This window comes from Micrococcus sp. ACRRV (assembly GCF_022346985.1).
Taxonomy (GTDB): domain Bacteria; phylum Actinomycetota; class Actinomycetes; order Actinomycetales; family Micrococcaceae; genus Micrococcus; species Micrococcus porci.
The window spans coordinates 1-17996 of the sequence record NZ_JAKRNH010000045.1 but is presented as its reverse complement, the minus strand read 5'-3'; the positions used below and the strand labels follow the sequence as shown (position 1 = coordinate 17996).

The following is a 17996-nucleotide window of genomic DNA, read 5'->3' as shown; positions in this document are numbered from 1 at the left end:
CCCGTCTCCCGAACGGCCCCCTCCCGGCGCGACACCGAGTCCGCCCTGCTGCGCGGCCCCGCCCGCCGCATGTCGGCGGTGCCCACCGGGGAGGACCTGGTCCGGCGCGCAGAGCAGGAGGACGACCGGGAGGAGCTGCGCCGACTGCGCTCGCTCGCCGCCGTGGTCGCGGTGGCGTGCGTGGAGACCGAGGCCGGACGTCGCCCCGTGCGAGACCTCGCCGGCTGGCTGGCGCCCGAGACCTACGAGAAGATGTGCCGCCGCGTCGACCTGCTCGAGCGGACGGGCACACGCCCGCCGTCCGGCACGGCCCCGCGGCCGGTGGGGGCCCGGGTCTGCGCGGTGCGCCCCGGGGCGGTGGAGGCCAGCGCCACCGTGCTCGTGGCCGGGCGGGCCCGAGCGGTCGCCCTGCGCATCGAGCGCCGCCTGAGCCGCTGGAAGGTGACGCACCTCGAGATCGGCTGACCGGGCCGGTGGACCGCGGAGCCGGCGGAGGCCGGGGCCGGCGTCATGACGACGTCGGCCCCGGCCTCCTCCGCTGTCCGCCGGGGGTCCCCCGGCGCCGGGCTCAGTCCTCGCCGCGGCGGCGCCTGCGGGCCTCCGCCCGGCGGGACGCCCGGTTGGCGCCCGCGGGGGTCTGAGCGCCGTCGGCCGCGAGGTCCTTCTCCTCGACGCCCTCGCCGTCCTCGGAGGGGCCGGACAGGTGCAGGCGCGCGGGCTGGCGCGGGGTCTCCACACCCTCGACGGAGACCTGGGGGACCATCGTCATCGCGCGCGCGTCCTTGACGCCGGGCAGCTGCGTCGGGGCCGGAGCGGCGGCGATCTGCGCGTGGAACAGGGTGCGGACCGAGTCCTCCTTGATGGCCGCGAGCATCGCCTGGAACATCGTGAAGCCCTCGCGCTGGTACTCGACCAGCGGCTCGCGCTGGGCCATGGCCCGCAGACCGATGCCCTCCTTGAGGTAGTCCATCTCGTAGAGGTGCTCCTGCCAGTGGCGGCCGATCATGGCCAGCACCACGCGGCGCTCCGCCTCGCGCAGAGCCTCGGAGCCCACCTGGGCCTCGCGGTCGTCGTAGGCGAGCAGGGCGTCGGAGACCAGCTCGCGCTTCAGGTCCGCCGCCTTCAGGCGCCCTCGGCCGCCGACCTGCTCCAGGACGTCCTCCGGGGTGATGCCCACCGGGTAGACCTCGCGCAGGGTCTCCCAGAGCTTCTCGAGGTCCCAGTCGACCGGCGCGCCCTCCTCGGTGGCCGCGTCGACGACGGCGCCCACGGCGTCCTCCACGAACCCGCGGACACGCTCGCCGAGGCTGTCGCCCTCGAGGATCGCCCGGCGGTCCGCGTAGATGGCCTCGCGCTGGCGGTTCATCACGTCGTCGTACTTCAGGACGTTCTTGCGCTGCTCCGCGTTGCGCCCCTCGACCTGGGACTGCGCGTTCTGGATGGCGGAGGAGACCATCTTGAACTCCAGGGCCATGTCGTCCGGGATGGAGGCGGAGTTCATGATCCGCTGGGCCGCGCCCGGGTTGAAGTTCCGCATCAGGTCGTCGGTCAGGGAGAGGTAGAACCGGGACTCGCCGGGGTCGCCCTGGCGGCCGGAGCGTCCGCGCAGCTGGTTGTCGATGCGGCGCGAGTCGTGGCGCTCGGTGCCCAGCACGTAGAGGCCGCCGGCCTCGCGCACCTTCTCCCGGGCGTCCTGGACGGCGGCCTCGGCCTGCTCGAGCACCTCGGGCCAGCGGGCCTCGTAGGCCTCGGGGTCCTCCGCGGCGTCGAGGCCCAGCTCCTGCATGCGCGCCACGGCGGTGAACTCGGCGTTCCCGCCGAGCATGATGTCCGTGCCGCGGCCGGCCATGTTGGTGGCCACGGTCACCGCACCGGGGCGGCCCGCCTGCGCGACGATGGCCGCCTCGCGGGCGTGGTTCTTGGCGTTGAGTACCTCGTGGCGCACGCCCGCCTTGGTCAGCAGCGTGGAGAGGTACTCGGACTTCTCCACGGAGGTGGTGCCCACCAGCACGGGCTGGCCCGTGGCATGGCGCTCGGCGATGTCCTTCACCACGGCGTCGAACTTGACCTTCTCGTTCTTGTAGACGAGGTCGTTGCGGTCGACGCGCTGTTTCTCCCTGTTCGGGGGGATCACCACGACGCCGAGGCCGTAGGTGGACGTGAACTCCGCGGCCTCGGTCTCGGCGGTGCCGGTCATGCCGGAGAGCTTCTCGTAGCCGCGGAAGTAGTTCTGCAGGGTCACGGTGGCCAGCGTCTGGTTCTCCGGCTTGACCTCGACGCCCTCCTTGGCCTCGATCGCCTGGTGCAGGCCCTCGTTGTAGCGGCGCCCGGCGAGCACGCGGCCGGTGTGCTCGTCGACGATCTGGACCTCGCCGTCGAGGACCACGTAGTCCTTGTCCCGCTTGAACAGTTCCTTGGCCTTCACGGCGTTGTTGAGGAACTGCACGAGCGTGGTGTTCTGGGACTCGTAGAGGTTGGCGATGCCGAGGTGGTCCTCGACCTTCTCGATGCCCGGCTCCAGGACGCCGACGGTGCGCTTCTTCTCGTCGACCTCGTAGTCCGTGCCCCGCTCGAGGGAGCGCACGAGGCGGGCGAACTCGCCGTACCAGCGGCTGATGTCGCCCTGCGCGGGCCCGGAGATGATCAGCGGCGTGCGGGCCTCGTCGATCAGGATGGAGTCCACCTCGTCGACGATCGCGAAGTGGTGTCCGCGCTGGACGAGCTCCTCCTTCGACCAGGCCATGTTGTCCCGGAGGAAGTCGAAGCCGAACTCGTTGTTCGTGCCGTAGGTGATGTCCGCGGCGTACTGCGCGCGGCGGGTGGCCGGGTCCTGGCCGGACACGATCACGCCCGTCTCCATGCCCAGGAACCGGTAGACGCGGCCCATCAGGTCGGCCTGGTAGGAGGCGAGGAAGTCGTTCACGGTGACCACGTGCACGCCCTTGCCGGTCAGGGCGTTGAGGTAGGCGGGGGCGGTGGCGACGAGGGTCTTGCCCTCGCCGGTCTTCATCTCCGCGATGTTGCCCTGGTGCAGCGCGAGGCCGCCGAGCAGCTGCACGTCGTAGTGGCGCTGGCCGAGGGTGCGGCCGGCGGCCTCGCGGACCGCGGCGAACGCCTCGGGCAGGAGCAGGTCCAGGGTCTCCCCGTCCGCCAGGCGCTTCTTGAACGAGTCCGTCTCCGCGCGCAGCTCGGCGTCGGAGAGGGCGCGGAAGTCGTCCTCGAGGAGGTTCACGGCGTCCACGGTCCCGCGCATGCGCTTGAGCACGCGGTTGTCCGAGATCTTCAGGACGCGGTCGATGATCGAAGGCACTGGTTCTCTGCTCCCTTGGCGGTGTGGCCCGGTCGTCGGCGCTCGACGGCGGCCCCGGCGGACCCGTACGCGGTCGTCCCGACAGTCTACGGTCCGGGCGGCACGCGGCCGCCGTCGCGCTCCAGCAGCGCCCGCCGCACGCGCGGCGTCAGGTCTCCGGGGGCGCCCTCGGGCACCACGACGCGCGGCAGTCCGCGCCAGCGCGCGGCGCGCAGCGCCTCCTCGGCGAGGGCGTCGGCCACCTCGTCCGGGGTCGGGGCCGGCCCGGCCGGGCCCGGGTGCGCCGCGGGGTCCTCGGACCAGGCGCCGCGCAGCTCGAGCCGGGGATCCGGCCCGCGGCGGACGGCCCCGAGGTCCGCCTGCGCGGTGAGGCGCTCCCCCTGCAGGAGGAGCAGCGGGTAGTAGCCGCGCACGCGACGGTCCACCGGGGTGTAGATCCCCAGCCGGTAGCGCACACCGAAGAGCCGCTCCACGCGTGGGCGGTGGAAGACGGCCGGGTCGAAGGGGTTCAGCAGCGTGCACGCCCCCGCGCGGCGCGGGGTGCGCGCCGTCGGGTCCGCCCAGGCGGGCACGGGGCGGGTCCCGCCGAGGTCCAGGCGGACCTCGAGCGCCTCGCCGCGGTCGGCGAGGACCTCCAGCGCCCGCCGGGTCAGCGTCACGGGGGCGCGGTGGTGGTCGGCGATCTCGTCGGCGACTCCCACCCCCTGGGCGCGCAGGGCGATCCGGGTGAGCTGGAGGGCGGCGGCGAGCCGGGCGTCGCCGCCGGCGGCGGGCTCCGGCGGCACCGGGGCCCGCCCGCTCTCCCCCTGAGGCCAGAGCAGCTCGGGAAGGGCATAGCGGCGCTCGAAGGAGGCGGTGCGGCCGGCGGAGGCCAGGGAGCCCTCGGCGAAGAGATGCTCGAGGACCCGCTTGTCCTCGGACCAGTTCCACCCCCAGGAGGTCCCGGGCCCGCAGGGCGAGGCGCGCCGGTCGCGCACCTCGCGCGCCGTCAGCGGCCCGTGCGCCGCCAGCAGGGCCCGGATGTCCGCCGCCGCGGCGGTGCGGCGGTCCTCGGGCAGCGCCGTGGCGAGCGGCCAGCGCCGGCCCTGCAGGAGGGTGAGCGCCGCGCGGGACGTCGCGGGCACGATCGAGGCCTCGTGCGCCCAGGCCTCCGTGAAGCGCCGGCCGCGGCCCTCGGTGAGGGCGGCGACGTGGGCCGGGTCCACGTCCTCCAGGCGGGAGTGGAACGGCATCAGGTGGGCGCGGGCGAGCACGTCCACCGAGTCCACCTGCACCACGCCGAGGCGCGCGGCGACGCCGGCCACCCGCCGCGCGCTCGCGGCCGGCCGCGGTCCGGCGAGGCCCTGCGCGCCCAGGACGACGCAGCGGGCACGGGATGCCGACCACACGGGGACGGCACCGCCCGGGGCGGACCCGGGCGGTGCCGTGGCGGCGCGCCGACTGCTCACTCGGCGTCGGCCTCCCGGCTCGCCTGGTAGACGCGCTCGCCCTCGACGGGGGCGACGTGGTGCGCCGGGAGGGACTCGTCCAGGCTGATGACGCCGTAGGACCAGCCGCGGCGGCGGTACACCACGGAGGGCACGCCGGTGGTCTCGTCCTGGAACAGGTAGAAGTCGTGGCCGACGAGCTCCATGGCGTCCACGGCCCGGTCCACGGACATCGGCGTGGCCGGGAACCGCTTGGCCCGGATGCTCACCGGCGTGCCGCTCTCCGGCGCCTCGTCGGCGGGGGCGTCCGCCTGGCCCACGGCGGGCAGCGGCGGCACGAACGGGATCTCGCCCGCACCGCGGGAGGCCGCGCTCCCCTTGCCGTGGCGGCGGTCCTTGCGGCGGTCCCGCATGCGGCGCAGGCGCTCGGCGATCCGGGACAGCGCGGCATCGAACGCGGCGGCCTTGTCGTCGGCATCGCCCTCGGCGCGCACGACCTCGCGGGCACCCCGGAGGGTCAGCTCGACGCGCATGCCCTCGTCGGAGTGGCGGTGGTGCGAGGAGCGGCTGACCTTGACCTCGAGGGTCTCGGCGCCCTCGGCGAGCGGCTCGATCTTCTCGAGGCGCTCCTCCACGTGCTCACGGAAGCGGTCCGAGAGGGTGATGCCGCGGGCGATGTAGCTGACGTCGAGGGTCATGATGTCCTCCTGATCCGGCTCACTCAGGTCCCGGAACGGAGGGGAGGTCGCCTCCTCGCCGGACGGTCCGCGGCACGGTCCGCATCGGTCAGAGGGCGGGGCCTCCTTCCTGCCGTCGGCGGGACGGGAACACGGGGAGCGTGTTCCGTGGCCAGAACACTACTCCCCCGGTTCGGCTCCGGCCAGGGTCGATCCCGCACCGCCGACCCCGGCCCCGCCGTCCCCGGTCGGCGGGGCCACCGCGGCGACGACGACGCCGCCCACCGGACGGCCGCCGGCCCGCCGGACGGCCCGGTGCAGGGTGGCCAGGGTGGCGCCGGTGGTGAGCACGTCGTCCACGAGCAGGACCGGGGCGCCCGGGCGCAGGGCCCCCTCCCGGACCCGCCAGCCCCGCCGCCGGGAGCGGCGCTCCCGGGAGCCCGCACCGCCGTGGGAGGGCCCGCCGCCGGGTGGCCACGCCGACCACGCCGGGGCCGCCCGGACGACGTCGTCCCGCACCCAGGGGGCGGGCAGGGAGCGGACCAGCTCGGCCAGCGGGTCGTAGCCGCGCCGCCGGAACCCCGAGGCCGATCCGGGGACGGGCACGAGCAGGGCGTGCGCGGCCCCCTGCAGGCCGGGGTCCAGTCGGGCCGCCGCGACCGTGCGGGCGAGCGCGTCCCCCAGGATGGGGCGCAGGCCGAAGCCGTGGTGGTCCTTGAAGGCGAGCAGCGCGGCCGCGAGGCCGTCGCGGTAGTCCCCGGCCGCCCAGACCGGAAGCGGCGCGCCGTCGGGGCCCAGGGGCAGGGCGAGCGCGGGCTCCTCGGCGCGGTGCGGGGCGGACAGCTCCCGCCGGAGCAGGCACCGGCAGTCCGGGCACAGACGGTGCCCGGGTGTGCCGCACACGGCGCAGTCGGCGGGCAGGACGAGGTCCACGACGGACTCCAGGAGCGGGTGCATGCGGGCAGTCCAGCACGCTCGACGCCGCCCACGGCCCCGGACCGCGCCGCAGTGCGGGGCGGTCGGCTGTGCAGGAGCGGTCGCCCGTCGTCGCGGCGGGCCGTCAGTCCGGGAAGGCGAGGTCGTGCACCGGCGTGGCGACGTCCTGCGCCCGCCAGGAGGAGCCGACCAGGAGGAACACGTCCTCGGCCGTCTCGGCGTACAGCGTCCCCTCCTCGCGTGCGCTGATCCCGGTCAGCCCCGCCAGCGGGTTCAGCTGGCGGGAGGTGCCGTCGAGGGACACCACCTCCGGGCGGACGCGCGTCTCCGCGTCGGGCGCGAGCGGCGTGGACACCAGGGACCCGTCCCCCATCCACTCGACGTCGTCCGGCGGATCGAGCGTCGGGATGTACACGGGGGGCGTCAGGGCGGTGGGCACGCCGTCCCCGCCCCGCACGACGCCGGCCACGCGGAGGGTCCGCTGCTGGCCGTCGTCCACGATGAGGGCGGCCCGGGCGCCCGCCGGGCCGATGTGCAGGGCCACGATCGACTCCCCTTCCGCGAGCCAGGGCGTGGTGACGACCCGCGCCGGCTCAGAGCCGTCCGCCCGCACGACCGAGATCCGGGACGAGCGGGCACGGTCGACGGTCCAGGCCCACCCGGACGAGTCCAGGCTGGGTGCGGTGAGCCGGCCGCCGTCCAGCAGGCGGTGCTCCCCGCCGTCGGTGCCGACGCCGTGCAGGACCGTGCGGGTGCGGTCCAGGAACACGAAGCGGCGCCGCTCCCGGTCCATGGCCGGGTCCTCCGGCCCCAGGTCCGCGACGGACGGCAGGCCTCCCACCGGCACGGCGTCCAGGCCCTGGAAGAACACCAGCTCACCGGCGTCGGACACGCCGACCTGGACCGTGCCGGGGTCCTCGCCGATGCGGGCCGACGGGACCGACCCGGACGAGGTCAGGGAGCGGCCCTCCACGGTGACCTCCACGCGCTCCACCCCGGACACGCCCGTGAGCGTGCGCTCCAGCTGCTCGCGCATGCGGCTGAGGCGGGCCGGGTCGGCGCCGTCGACGGTGGCCCCGGTCAGGTCGACGGCGGCCGTGCCGTCCTCCGCGACCGGGACGGAGGGGCCGGTGAGGTCCGCTCCAGTGCGCAGGGGGAAGGCGGTGGCCACGGCCCCCGTCAGGTAGGGCGCGGGGCCGCGCAGCAGGGCGCGGGTCAGGGCGGTCACCGCCGTGCCGCGGTTCACGAACCAGCGCACGTCCGGGACGACGAACGCCTGCGACTGGTCGAAGAAGTAGAGGGGATGCGGAGCGTAGAGCTGGGCGAACTGGCTGCGGGAGAGCAGGACCCCATCCTGGACGCCCGTGATGCGCAGGACCCCGTCCACCTCCTCCACGGTCACCTCGCGGGCCTGCGTGGTGTTCGGCGGGGCCATCGTGCGCTGGCCGAACTCGTCGACCTCCGACTCCACCTCGAGCTGCACCTCGTAGGTGCCCTCCCCCAGTCCGCGGGTGACGGTCGGCTCGCCGGAGTACACGACGACACCACGGTCCGGCTCCCACCCGTCCGACGCCTCCGCCGAGAGGTACTGCCGGGCGATCGCGTAGCCGTCCTCGGGGGCGATCCCCGCCTGCGCGAAGCCGCGGACGAGCTGCTCCGCGGTCGCGTCCTCGGCGGGCCCCGGGGGGCGGAACTGCGGGGCGTCCGCGGCGCGCGACCCCACGTCCAGCGGGGCGCCGCTGCGCACGGGCGAGGACTGCGGGATCTGGGCGCAGCCCGCGAGCGCGAGGGCGCCCGCCAGGGCCGCGGCGCAGAGCCGGCGGCGGGGTCGTGCGGGGCCGGACGGGCGCATCAGAGCTCCTGTTCCCTGCCGCGCTCGGGCAGCGCGGCGGCGTCGTGCACGCCGGTCCCCTCCGGACCGGTCACCGGGGTGTGCAGGTCCGCGGCCAGCCGCCGGCCGCCCCGGTCGTAGGACGGCGGCATGGGCAGGACCGCACGGCGCACCGGCGACTCGGCGCCGTTGCGGCGGGGCAGGGTCACCATGAACACGGAGCCCACCCCGAGCTCGCCCCACGCCTCCAGACGGCCCCCGTGCAGGCGGGTGTCCTCGGTGGCGATGGCCAGGCCGAGGCCGGAGCCGCCGGTGGTGCGCTTGCGGGACGGATCGGCGCGCCAGAACCGGTCGAAGACCCGCTGGACCTGCTCCGGGCTCATGCCGATGCCCTCGTCCACGACGGCCACGGACACGGCCCCCTCGTCAGCGGCGACGAGCACGTCCACGGGTGAGCCCTCGGCGTGCTCGATCGCGTTGTTCACGAGGTTGCGCAGGATCCGCTCGATGCGGCGCGGGTCCACCTGGGCCACGCAGTCCAGGCCCTCCTCGAGGGGGAGCGGCACCAGGTACACGGGGACCTTCGCCTGATCGGCCAGCGGTGCGGCGGTCAGCACGACGTCGCGGGCCAGGGCCAGCAGGTCCGTGTCCTCGAGCGCCAGCTGGGCGGCGCCGGCGTCGAACCGGGTGATCTCCAGCAGGTCCGCGAGCATGGCCTGGAAGCGGTCCACCTGGTGGTAGAGCAGCTCCGTGGAGCGGCGGTTCACGGGGTCGAAGTCCTCCCGGGAGCCGTAGAGGACGTCCGCCGCCATCCGCACCGTGGTCAGCGGGGTCCGCAGCTCGTGGGAGACGTCGGAGACGAAGCGCTGCTGCATGCGGGAGAGCTGCGCGAGCTGGGTGATCTGCGCCTGGATGCTGTCTGCCATCCGGTTGAAGGAGGTGCCCAGACGCGCCATCTCGTCGTCCCCGCGCACCGGCATGCGCACCGCGAGGTTGCCGCCGGAGATCGACTCGGCGGCCGTCGCGGCCTGCTGGACCGGCCGGACCACGCTGTGCGCGGCCCACCAGGAGACCAGGACGGTGACCAGCAGGAAGCCGCTGCCGAACATCAGGAGCACGCCCAGGACCGAGTCCAGCGACTCCTGCACGTCCGAGAGGTCGTAGACCAGGTACAGCGCGTAGGTCGCGCCCGGCGGGAGGACCACCTGCGTGCCGTACGCCAGCCCGGGGCGCGTGTTGCCGTCCGCCGCGGGGAGGGCGATCGACGCGTCGTAGACCCCCGGCCCGGAGGCCACGGCGTCGCGCAGGTCCTGGGGGATCACGTCGGCGTCCAGCCCCTGGGAGGAGACGGTGCCGACGGACGCCGCCGTGCCGCCGGGCAGCGGCTCCAGGCGGAAGCGCCGCCGGATCGTGGTGCCGCCGTCCAGCTCCAGCGCCCGCATGGTCTGGCTGACGAGGGCGTCCGTGGCCTGCTGGTCCGTCGCGGCCGCGTTGGCGAAGGTGCTCTGCACGCGGGCCAGGCCGCGGCGGGCCTCGGCCTCCACCTGCTGGTGCCGGGCGTCGAAGAGGGCCTGGGCCACCTGCTGGGTGATCAGCCCCGAGATCATGAGGCTCGCGAGGAGCGTGAGCAGGCCCGCCAGGACGGCGGTGCGCAGCTGGAGGGAGCCGTTCCAGCGCCGACGCAGGCGGCGCCGGAGGCCGGCCCGCGGCGGGGCGGCGGACGTGGAGGGACCCGCCGACGCGGGCGCGGACGTGGCCCCGGTCTCGTCCGGGTCGCCGGTCTCGGCCGGCTGCGGGGGCTCGGCCGGGGCGGTCACCGGCTCAGACCTGGCCGGCCTTGTAGCCGACGCCGCGCACCGTGAGCACCACGGTCGGGTTCTCCGGGTCTGGCTCGACCTTGGCGCGCAGGCGCTGGACGTGGACGTTCACCAGGCGGGTGTCCGCCTGGTGGCGGTACCCCCAGACCTCCTCGAGGAGCATCTCCCGGGTGAACACCTGGCGCGGCTTGCGGGCCAGGGCCACGAGCAGGTCGAACTCCAGCGGCGTGAGGGAGATCGGCGCGCCGCCGCGCGAGACCTGATGGCCGGCGACGTCGATGCGCACGTCCCCGATGGCCAGGGCCTCGGCCGGGCGCTGCTCGCCCTCGCGGAGCCGGGCGCGCACGCGGGCCACGAGCTCCGCGGGCTTGAAGGGCTTGGGCACGTAGTCGTCCGCCCCGGACTCCAGGCCGCGGACGACGTCGGCGGTGTCCGACTTGGCGGTGAGCATGATGATCGGCACGTCCGACTCGGCGCGGATCTGCTTGCAGACCTCGATGCCGTCGATCCCGGGGAGCATGAGGTCCAGCAGGACGAGGTCCGGGCGGGCGGACCGGAAGGCGGGCAGGGCAGAGGTGCCGTCCACGGCGAACGACGGCTCGAAGTCGTCGTTGCGCAGGACGATGCCGATCATCTCGGCGAGCGCCTCGTCGTCGTCGACCACCAGGATCCTGGCCTTGCTCATGCCCGCGTCCTCCTCCCGCTGCCGGGCGCACCGCCCCCACGGCGGCGCCGGGCGCGACCTCGCCGTGCCCACCCTCGGATCGTAGCGCCTGCCCCGGACGTCGGAGTGCCGGAGCCAGCAGAACGACGCGCGTCGTCACGGATTCGTGACCGTTCCGGGCGCCGGAGCGGGCCGCGCCCCCGCGGGACGGCGCTCAGCCGAGGAGCTCCCCGACCCGCGCGGCGAGCTCCTCGGCGTCCGCACGGAGGCGCCCTAGCACGGCGGCATCGTGCGGTCCCGGGACCGTCAGCCCGACGCCGGCGAGGTGCCCGGGGTCCGCACCGAGGCGCTCCCAGGTCCGGGCGACGTCCGCGGGCCGGACCCCCGTCGCCGTGGACAGCGTGAGGCCGCGCCCGGCGTCGGTCCACCCGGCGGCCGTCTCCCAGCCCGCCCGCGTCCCGCCCGTGCCGTCGGGCCCGGGGTCCAGGGCGCCGACGGGCACCACGAGGTCCACGCGGGTCGGGGCGGGCGCGTCGTCGTCCGCGGACGGTGCCGCCGCGGGCAGGGACTCCCCCGCCAGCGCGGCCAGGGCGGACACGTCCGGCAACGGCACGTCCACGCCCGCCGAACGGCGCCCTGGGGCGAGCCACACCCGGCCGACGCCGGGCAGGTCCGCGAGCGCCGCCAGCGCGTCGCGCCACAGCGCGCGGACCTCGTCCCGGGGCACGGACCGCACGGTGCGGTAGCCGCTGGCCGTGGGGAGGGCGCCGGCCAGGACGGCGGCGGCCCACGGTTCGTCCAGCACGACGCCCAGGGTCCGGGCCCCGGTCGCCGCGGCGAGGCGGGGCACCGCGTCGCGCAGGCCCTCCACGTAGGACGCCGCGACGTCGCGCCGGGCACCATGGTCCACGAGCACCCGCTCGCCCCCCGGCAGCCACAGGCTCCCCAGCAGGGACAGCGGGCCGCGCAGGCGCACGCCCAGGCGCTCCACGACGGCGCCCTCGGCCCCGGCGGTGTCCGCCCAGCGGTGGGCGTCCTCGCGCCAGAAGGATGCGGCCCGGCGGCGGTCCATGCCCGAGCCGACGACGCCGGGCGGGCTCACCCGCCAGCCGTGGGGCTGCAGGTCCACGGCCAGCTCGTGCAGGAGGGCGGCGCTGCGGCCGGTCGCGTCGGCGCCGGGGCCGCGATCGGGCAGCTCCGGCAGGACCGGCCAGTGCTCGGCGCCCAGCTCTCCGAGCGTCGCCAGCTGCGCCTCGGCCGCGTCGGTGCCGCGCCACGGAGCGCCGCCGAGCGCGGCGACCCGCACGGCGCCGACGTCGTCGGACGCCTCAGGCATCCGCGGACCCGGCGTCGGACGCCTCGGCGGGACGGGCCACCGGGGCCTCGTCCTCGGCGATGGCCCGGTGGTGGCGGATGACCTCGGCGATGATGAAGTTCAGGAACTTCTCGGCGAACTCGGGCTCCAGGTCCGCGTCGCGGGCGAGGTCCTGGAGCCGCTCGATCTGCGCGGCCTCTCGCCCCGGGTCCGACGGGGGCAGGGCGTGGCGCGCCTTGAGCCGGCCCACCCGCTGGGTGAACTTGAAGCGCTCGGCCAGCAGATACACCAGGGACGCGTCGATGTTGTCGATGCTCCCGCGGATCTCGTACAGCTCCTCGAGGATGTCCTGGTCCGCGGTGCCGGCCAGGGAGCTGGCGTGCGGGTCGTAGTCGTGGCTCATGCGGCCACCCTACGCACGCTCCGCGGCGTCCACGGCGGCGTTGCGGGCGGTGTCGATGGTCGCCTGGCCGAGCACCCGGGTGCCGCGGTACAGCACCGCGGACTGGCCGGGGGCGACCCCCCGCAGGGGCCGCTCCGGGCGGATCTCCCACCGCGGGCGGCCGTCGTCGTCGGCGGCCTGGCGGGCCCGGGCGGGGACGATCTCCCCGTGCGCGCGGAACTGCAGCTCGCAGTCGAACCACCCGCCGGCGGCCGCCTCCGGCAGCGGCGCCCCGGCCCAGGACGGACGGATCGCGGTGATGCGGTCCACGTCCAGCAGCTCCCTGCCGCCGACCACCACCGTGTTGTCCTTCGGCCGGACCTCCAGCACGAACCGGGGCCGCCCGTCCGGGGCGGGCCGGCCGATGGCCAGCCCCTTGCGCTGCCCCACGGTGTACGCCTGCGCGCCCGCGTGCTCGCCGAGGACCTCGCCGTCGGCGCCGACGATGGGGCCCGGTGCCAGGTCGATGCGCTCGGCCAGCCAGCCGCGGGTGTCTCCGTCGGGGATGAAGCAGATGTCGTGCGAGTCGGGCTTGGCGGCCACCGAGAGGCCGCGCTCGGCGGCCTCGGAGCGGACGAGCTCCTTCGTGGGCGTGTCCGCGAGCGGGAACAGGCAGTGCTCCAGCTGGTCCTCCCGCAGCACCCCCAGCACGTAGGACTGGTCCTTGGCGTCCTCGGCGGCGCGGTGCAGCTGCACGCGGCCGTCCTCCCCCCACTCCACGCGCGCGTAGTGCCCGGTGGCCACCGCGTCGAAGCCGAGCTCGAGGGCGCGGTCCAGGAGCGCCTCGAACTTGATCTTTTCGTTGCAGCGCAGGCAGGGGTTCGGGGTGCGCCCGGCCGCGTACTCCGCTACGAAGTCGTCCACCACATCCGCCTGGAAGCGCTCGGAGAAGTCCCACGTGTAGAAGGGGATGCCCAGCACCTCGCAGGCCCGCCAGGCGTCCTGGGCGTCCTCGATCGTGCAGCAGCCCCGCGAGCCCGTGCGCAGCGTGCCCGGCATGCGGGACAGGGCCAGGTGCACCCCGACGACGTCGTGCCCCGCCTCCACGGCGCGGGCGGCGGCGACGGCGGAGTCCACCCCACCGGACATGGCGGCCAGGACCTTCACGGGCGGACTCCTCTCTCGACGACGGACGGGCGGTCCAGTCTAGACGCCGGCCCCAGCAGCGTCCGCAGCCCGTCGATGAGCGCGGCCGCCTCGGCCGGCGTCGTCGTCCGGCCGAGGGTGAACCGCTGGGTGGCCCGTGCGTCGGCCTCCGTCCGCCCCGGCAGGGCCGCGACCACGTGCGACGGCTCGGCCACCCCGGCGGTGCACGCCGACCCGGACGAGGTGTCCAGCCCGGCCATGTCGAAGAAGAACAGCAGCGCGTCCGCGGTCCGGCCCGGCACGGTGATGTGGACGTTGCCGGGCAGTCGGCGCGTCCCCGGCGGCAGCGGCTCTCCCGTCGCCGGGTCGAGGTCCCGCGGCCCGGTCAGGCGCACCCCGTCCAGGGCGTCGACGGCGGCGATCACCTCGTCCCGCAGCCCGCCCAGGCGGGCGGCCTCGGCGGGCTGCTCCGCGACGGCCTCCGCGACGGCGGCCGCCAGCGCGGCGGCCAGGGCCACCGAGACCGTGCCCGAGCGCAGGCGTCGTTCCTGGCCGCCGCCGTGCACCACGGCCTCCAGCGTGACGTCCCGGCGCACGAGCAGGGCGCCCACACCCACGGGGGCGCCGACCTTGTGCCCCGAGACAGCCAGGGTCGCGGCCCCGGACGCGGCGAAGTCCACGGGCACCGCCCCGAGGGCCTGGACGGCGTCGGTGTGCAACGGGACCCCGTGGTCGGCCGCGAGCCGGGCGGCCTCGGCCACGGGCTGGACCGTGCCGATCTCGTTGTTGGCCCACATCAACGTGGCCAGGGCGGTCCGCTCGGGCGCGGCCGCCAGCGCGGCCCCCCATGCGGCGAGGTCGACCCGCCCGTCGTCGTCGACCGGGACGAGCACCGGCTCGGCACCCTCGTGCGCGGCGAGCCAGCCCACCACGTCGAGGACCGCGTGGTGCTCGATGCCGGTCAGCACGATCCGGGTGCGCTCCGGCGCGGCCGCGCGGCGGGCTCGGTACAGCCCCTGGACGGCGAGGTTGTCCGCCTCGGTGCCCCCGGACGTGAGGATCACCTCGGTGGGGTGCGCCCCGAGCGCCGCGGCGATGCGCTCCCGCGCCTCCTCGAGGTGCAGCTTGGCCCGGCGGCCGGAGGCGTGGAGGGAGGCCGGGTTGCCCGGCAGCGCGGCCGCCTCGGCCAGGGCCGCGAGCGCGGTGGGGCGCACCGTCGTGGTGGCGGCGTGGTCCAGGTGCACGCGGTCCGGGGTGGTCACCCGGCCAGTCTAGGAGCCGCGCCGGATGTGCCCCGGCTCAGTCCCGGGCGAGGAACCGCTCGACATCGCGGGTCGGGCCCACCAGGAGGATCGTGTCCTCGGGCTCGAGCACGTAGTGACTCGGCGGGTAGAGCCACGTGCCGCGGCTGCTGACGGCGACCACGCGCATGCCCCGCTCCCCCGCGAGTCCGGTGGCGCGCAGGTCCCTGCCCAGCAGGCGCGACGGCGGCGTGGCCCGGACCATGGCCAGGCCCGGCTCGACCTCGACGAAGTCCTGGAAGGACGTGCTGACCAGGTGCGCCACGCGGCGGCCCATGTCCCTCTCCGGATGGACCACGTGCTCCACGCCGAGCTGACGCAGGATCTCGCCGTGGCGGTCGTCGTTGGCCTTGGCCCAGAGCTGGTGCGTCCCGAACCGCCGCATGAGCGAGACGGTGAGGATCGAGTCGGCGAGGTCGCCGCCGATGGCGACGACGACGTGGTCCATCTCGTGGACCGAGAGCTGGCGCATCGCCTCCTCGTCCGTGCTGTCCGCGCGGACGACGTGGGTCAGTCGGCCGTTGAGCGCCTGGACGGCCTCGGCATCGGCGTCGACCCCCAGCACGTGGCAGTCGGACTCCATGAGCTCGAGGGCGACCCCGGAGCCGAACCGGCCGAGCCCGAGGACGGCCACGGTGGGGCGGTCGCCCCGGCGGGGAGCGAACAGGGAACGGGTGAGATCAGCCAATGAGGGGCCTCTCCTTCGGGTACTCGAAGTGGCGGGTGCGGTCGGTCAGGGCCAGGCTGCCGGCAACGGTGGCGGGGCCGATGCGGCCGACGAACATGAGGAGCATGAGGATGCCCTGCGCGGTCGGCGGCAGCTGGGCGGTGATGCCGGTGGACAGGCCCACCGTGCCGAACGCCGACACGCACTCGAACAGGATCTGGTCGGTCGTGAACGAGGACAGGCCCATGATCGCCATCGTGGCGACGGCGATCGCGGTCGCGGAGAGCATGATCACGGTGATCGCCTCGCGGTGCGTGGTCCGGGAGAGCCGGCGGCCGAACGCATGGACGGCGCCCTCCCCCCGGATCTCCGCGAGCACGATGAACAGCAGGACGCTGGCCGTCGTGATCTTCACGCCCGAGGCGGTGCCGGCGGGGCCGCCGCCGATGAACATGAGCACGTCGGTGCCGAAGAGCGTCACGGGATGCATCTGCCCGTAGTCCAGGGTGTTGAAGCCGGCGGTGCGGGTCGTGACGGACTGGAAAAACGCCGCGAGCACGCGCGAGGCCGGGTCCAGACCGCCCAGGGTCCGCGGGTTGGACCACTCGAGGACGAGGTACATGAGCGTGCCGCCCACCAGCAGCACCGCGGTGCCCACGAGCACGAGCCGGACCGTGAGGTTCCACCGCTCGGGCCGGCGCAGGTGCCGCCGCAGGGTCAGCACGACCGGCAGGCCCAGGCCGCCCAAGATGATCGCCGCCGCAATCGGCAGGCAGATGAACGGGTCCGAGACGAAGCCCATGAGGTTGTCGCTGAACAGCGCGAACCCGGCGTTGTTGAATGCGGAGACCGCGTGGAAGATCCCCTGCCACAGCGCCTGGCCCGGGGACATCCCCGCGCCCAGCCAGAAGCGCAGGCTCAGCAGCAGCGCCACCGAGGCCTCGACGGCCGTGGAGTACAGGATCAGGGCCTGCAGCACCCGGGGCAGGTCCCCGATCCCCTCGGCCCGGGTGGAGGCCGCGGCGTCGAGGCGCTGGGTGAGGCCGAGCCGCCGGAGGATCACCAGCCCCAGCAGCGACGTGAACGTCATGACGCCCAGGCCACCGAGCTTGATGAGCGCCAGGATCACGACCTGACCCAGGGGTGTCCAGAACGTCTGGGTGTCCACGACGCCGAGTCCCGTGACCGTGGTGGCGCTGGTCGCCGTGAACGCGGCCTCCAGCGGGGTGGGCGCGCGGCCCTGATACGAGGCGGGCAGCAGCAGTGCGCCGGTGCCCGTCACGATGGCGACGAGGAAGGACCCGACCACGAGCTGGGTCGGCCGGAAGCGGGGCCGGCGCGGGCCGACCCGCGGCGACGAGGTGGGTGCCACGGGAGGGAAACATAGTCCTCCCGAAGCGTCCTGTCACGGCGCGGCGCCGGTGGTTGAATGGCCGGGTGCCGACCCCCTCCGTCCCCCTCGCCCACCCGGTGCACCGGTTCGCCCATCACGAGATCGACTTCCGCCGCCGGATCGTCACGATGGCCGTGGTCAACCGCACCCCGGACTCCTTCTTCGACGACGGCGCGGGCTTCGCGTTCGACGCCGCACTCGCCCAGGTGCACACCGCCGCGGACGCGGGGGCCGAGTGGGTGGACGTGGGCGGGGTGCCGTTCGCCCCGGGCCGGGAGCTCGACCCCGCCGAGGAGGCCGCCCGCGTGGCCCCCTTCGTCGCCGCCGTGCGCGCGGGCCGGGGCGAGGGCGCCTCGGAGGCCGCCCGGCGGCTGATCCTCTCCGCGGACACGTTCCAGCCGGCGGTGGCGGAGGCCGCCATCGACGCGGGCGCCGACGTCGTGAACGACACCACCGGCCTCTACTACCCGGACCTGGGGCGGGTCGTCGCGGCCTCGAACGCCCACCTCGTGGTGACGCACTCGCTGGCCCATGTGAGCGGACCGCGGACGGTGGTCCCCCGCCCGCGGTACGACGACGTGGTCGCGGAGGTGCGCGAGCACCTGCTGCGCACCGTGGACCGTGCGGTGGCGCTGGGGGTCCCCGAGGAGCGGATCATCGTGGACCCGGGCCACGACCTCAACAAGACCACCGTGCACACCCTGGAGGTCACGCGCCGCCTGGACGAGATCGCCGACCTGGGCTTCCCCGTGCTGGCGGCCGTGTCCAACAAGGACTTCATCGGCGAGTCCCTGGACCGACACCGGCACGACCGGCTGGCCGGCACCCTCGCCTCCGCCGCCTTCTGCGCCCTCGCCGGCGCCCGGATCCTGCGCATGCACGACGCCGACGCCTCCGTCTCCACGGCCCACATGCTCGAGTGCATCCTGGGATGGCGCGAGCCCCTCCTCGCCGTCCACAACACCGGGGACGTGAACCCCGCCGCGGACCGCACCACGCCGGCGGACCGCGTCCCGGCGGACCGGCCCCCCGCGGCCGTCCAGGGTCGCGGCCCCGTCGAGGGAGGAGACGAACACGGCCCGCACCCACGGCCCGGGGACCAGGTCCGGGGCGGGGGCACGGCGCAGGGC

Annotated in this window: 15 protein-coding genes; 2 read left to right on the top strand and 13 right to left on the bottom strand. The window is 75.4% G+C overall.

Translation table 11 applies throughout. The annotated features are described in order from the left end of the window. Window positions 1-465 (top strand): Rv3235 family protein (locus MHY29_RS06530; protein ID WP_239239094.1); only part of this gene is annotated, 465 nt, incomplete at its 5' end. Between the two features lie 103 nt (window positions 466-568). On the opposite strand, the gene secA is transcribed toward MHY29_RS06530, so the two are convergent. The 13 genes from secA to MHY29_RS06465 all read right to left on the bottom strand — a co-directional run bounded on the left by secA (window position 569) and on the right by MHY29_RS06465 (window position 16845). After that, window positions 569-3310, bottom strand: a complete 2742-nt coding sequence (secA, locus tag MHY29_RS06525) for a preprotein translocase subunit SecA (protein ID WP_239239091.1) — start codon at window positions 3308-3310, stop codon at window positions 569-571. Between the two features lie 86 nt (window positions 3311-3396). Beyond that, window positions 3397-4698 (bottom strand): DNA glycosylase AlkZ-like family protein, encoded by a 1302-nt coding sequence (locus tag MHY29_RS06520; protein WP_239239088.1) that lies wholly within the window; start codon window positions 4696-4698, stop codon window positions 3397-3399. Window positions 4699-4754: 56 nt separating this feature from the next. After that, complete coding sequence (hpf, locus tag MHY29_RS06515; protein ID WP_224354587.1) at window positions 4755-5435, bottom strand: ribosome hibernation-promoting factor, HPF/YfiA family; 681 nt, start codon at window positions 5433-5435, stop codon at window positions 4755-4757. 159 nt (window positions 5436-5594) lie between these two features. Then, window positions 5595-6371: a ComF family protein gene (locus MHY29_RS06510; RefSeq protein ID WP_239239085.1), complete on the bottom strand. Its 777-nt coding sequence runs from the start codon at window positions 6369-6371 to the stop codon at window positions 5595-5597. Between the two features lie 103 nt (window positions 6372-6474). Next, window positions 6475-8202 carry an LpqB family beta-propeller domain-containing protein gene (locus MHY29_RS06505; protein WP_239239082.1) on the bottom strand — a complete coding sequence of 576 codons (1728 nt, stop codon included), beginning with the start codon at window positions 8200-8202 and terminating at the stop codon, window positions 6475-6477. Beyond that, window positions 8202-9998 carry an MtrAB system histidine kinase MtrB gene (mtrB, locus tag MHY29_RS06500; RefSeq protein ID WP_224354584.1) on the bottom strand — a complete coding sequence of 599 codons (1797 nt, stop codon included), beginning with the start codon at window positions 9996-9998 and terminating at the stop codon, window positions 8202-8204. Before mtrB ends, MHY29_RS06505 begins: the two co-directional genes overlap by 1 nt. 4 nt (window positions 9999-10002) lie before the next feature. After that, window positions 10003-10683, bottom strand: coding sequence for an MtrAB system response regulator MtrA (gene mtrA / locus MHY29_RS06495; RefSeq protein WP_224354583.1), 681 nt, complete (start codon window positions 10681-10683; stop codon window positions 10003-10005). A gap of 193 nt (window positions 10684-10876) precedes the next feature. Beyond that, window positions 10877-11998 (bottom strand): hypothetical protein, encoded by a 1122-nt coding sequence (locus MHY29_RS06490; protein WP_224354582.1) that lies wholly within the window; start codon window positions 11996-11998, stop codon window positions 10877-10879. Continuing rightward, on the bottom strand, window positions 11991-12380 hold the full coding sequence (locus MHY29_RS06485; RefSeq protein ID WP_224354581.1) for a chorismate mutase: 390 nt from the start codon (window positions 12378-12380) through the stop codon (window positions 11991-11993). The genes MHY29_RS06490 and MHY29_RS06485 overlap by 8 nt, the downstream gene beginning before the upstream one ends. Window positions 12381-12389: 9 nt before the next feature. Beyond that, window positions 12390-13526: a tRNA 2-thiouridine(34) synthase MnmA gene (mnmA, locus tag MHY29_RS06480; protein WP_224354580.1), complete on the bottom strand. Its 1137-nt coding sequence runs from the start codon at window positions 13524-13526 to the stop codon at window positions 12390-12392. After that, window positions 13523-14767: a cysteine desulfurase family protein gene (locus tag MHY29_RS06475; protein WP_224354579.1), complete on the bottom strand. Its 1245-nt coding sequence runs from the start codon at window positions 14765-14767 to the stop codon at window positions 13523-13525. Before MHY29_RS06475 ends, mnmA begins: the two co-directional genes overlap by 4 nt. A gap of 37 nt (window positions 14768-14804) precedes the next feature. Beyond that, window positions 14805-15494, bottom strand: coding sequence for a TrkA family potassium uptake protein (locus MHY29_RS06470; protein ID WP_224354578.1), 690 nt, complete (start codon window positions 15492-15494; stop codon window positions 14805-14807). Next, complete coding sequence (locus tag MHY29_RS06465) at window positions 15487-16845, bottom strand: TrkH family potassium uptake protein (protein ID WP_224354577.1); 1359 nt, start codon at window positions 16843-16845, stop codon at window positions 15487-15489. Before MHY29_RS06465 ends, MHY29_RS06470 begins: the two co-directional genes overlap by 8 nt. A 65-nt stretch (window positions 16846-16910) precedes the next feature. On the opposite strand from MHY29_RS06465, the gene folP reads away from it, so the two are divergent. Beyond that, window positions 16911-17996 (top strand): dihydropteroate synthase (folP, locus tag MHY29_RS06460; RefSeq protein ID WP_370643462.1); only part of this gene is annotated, 1086 nt, incomplete at its 3' end.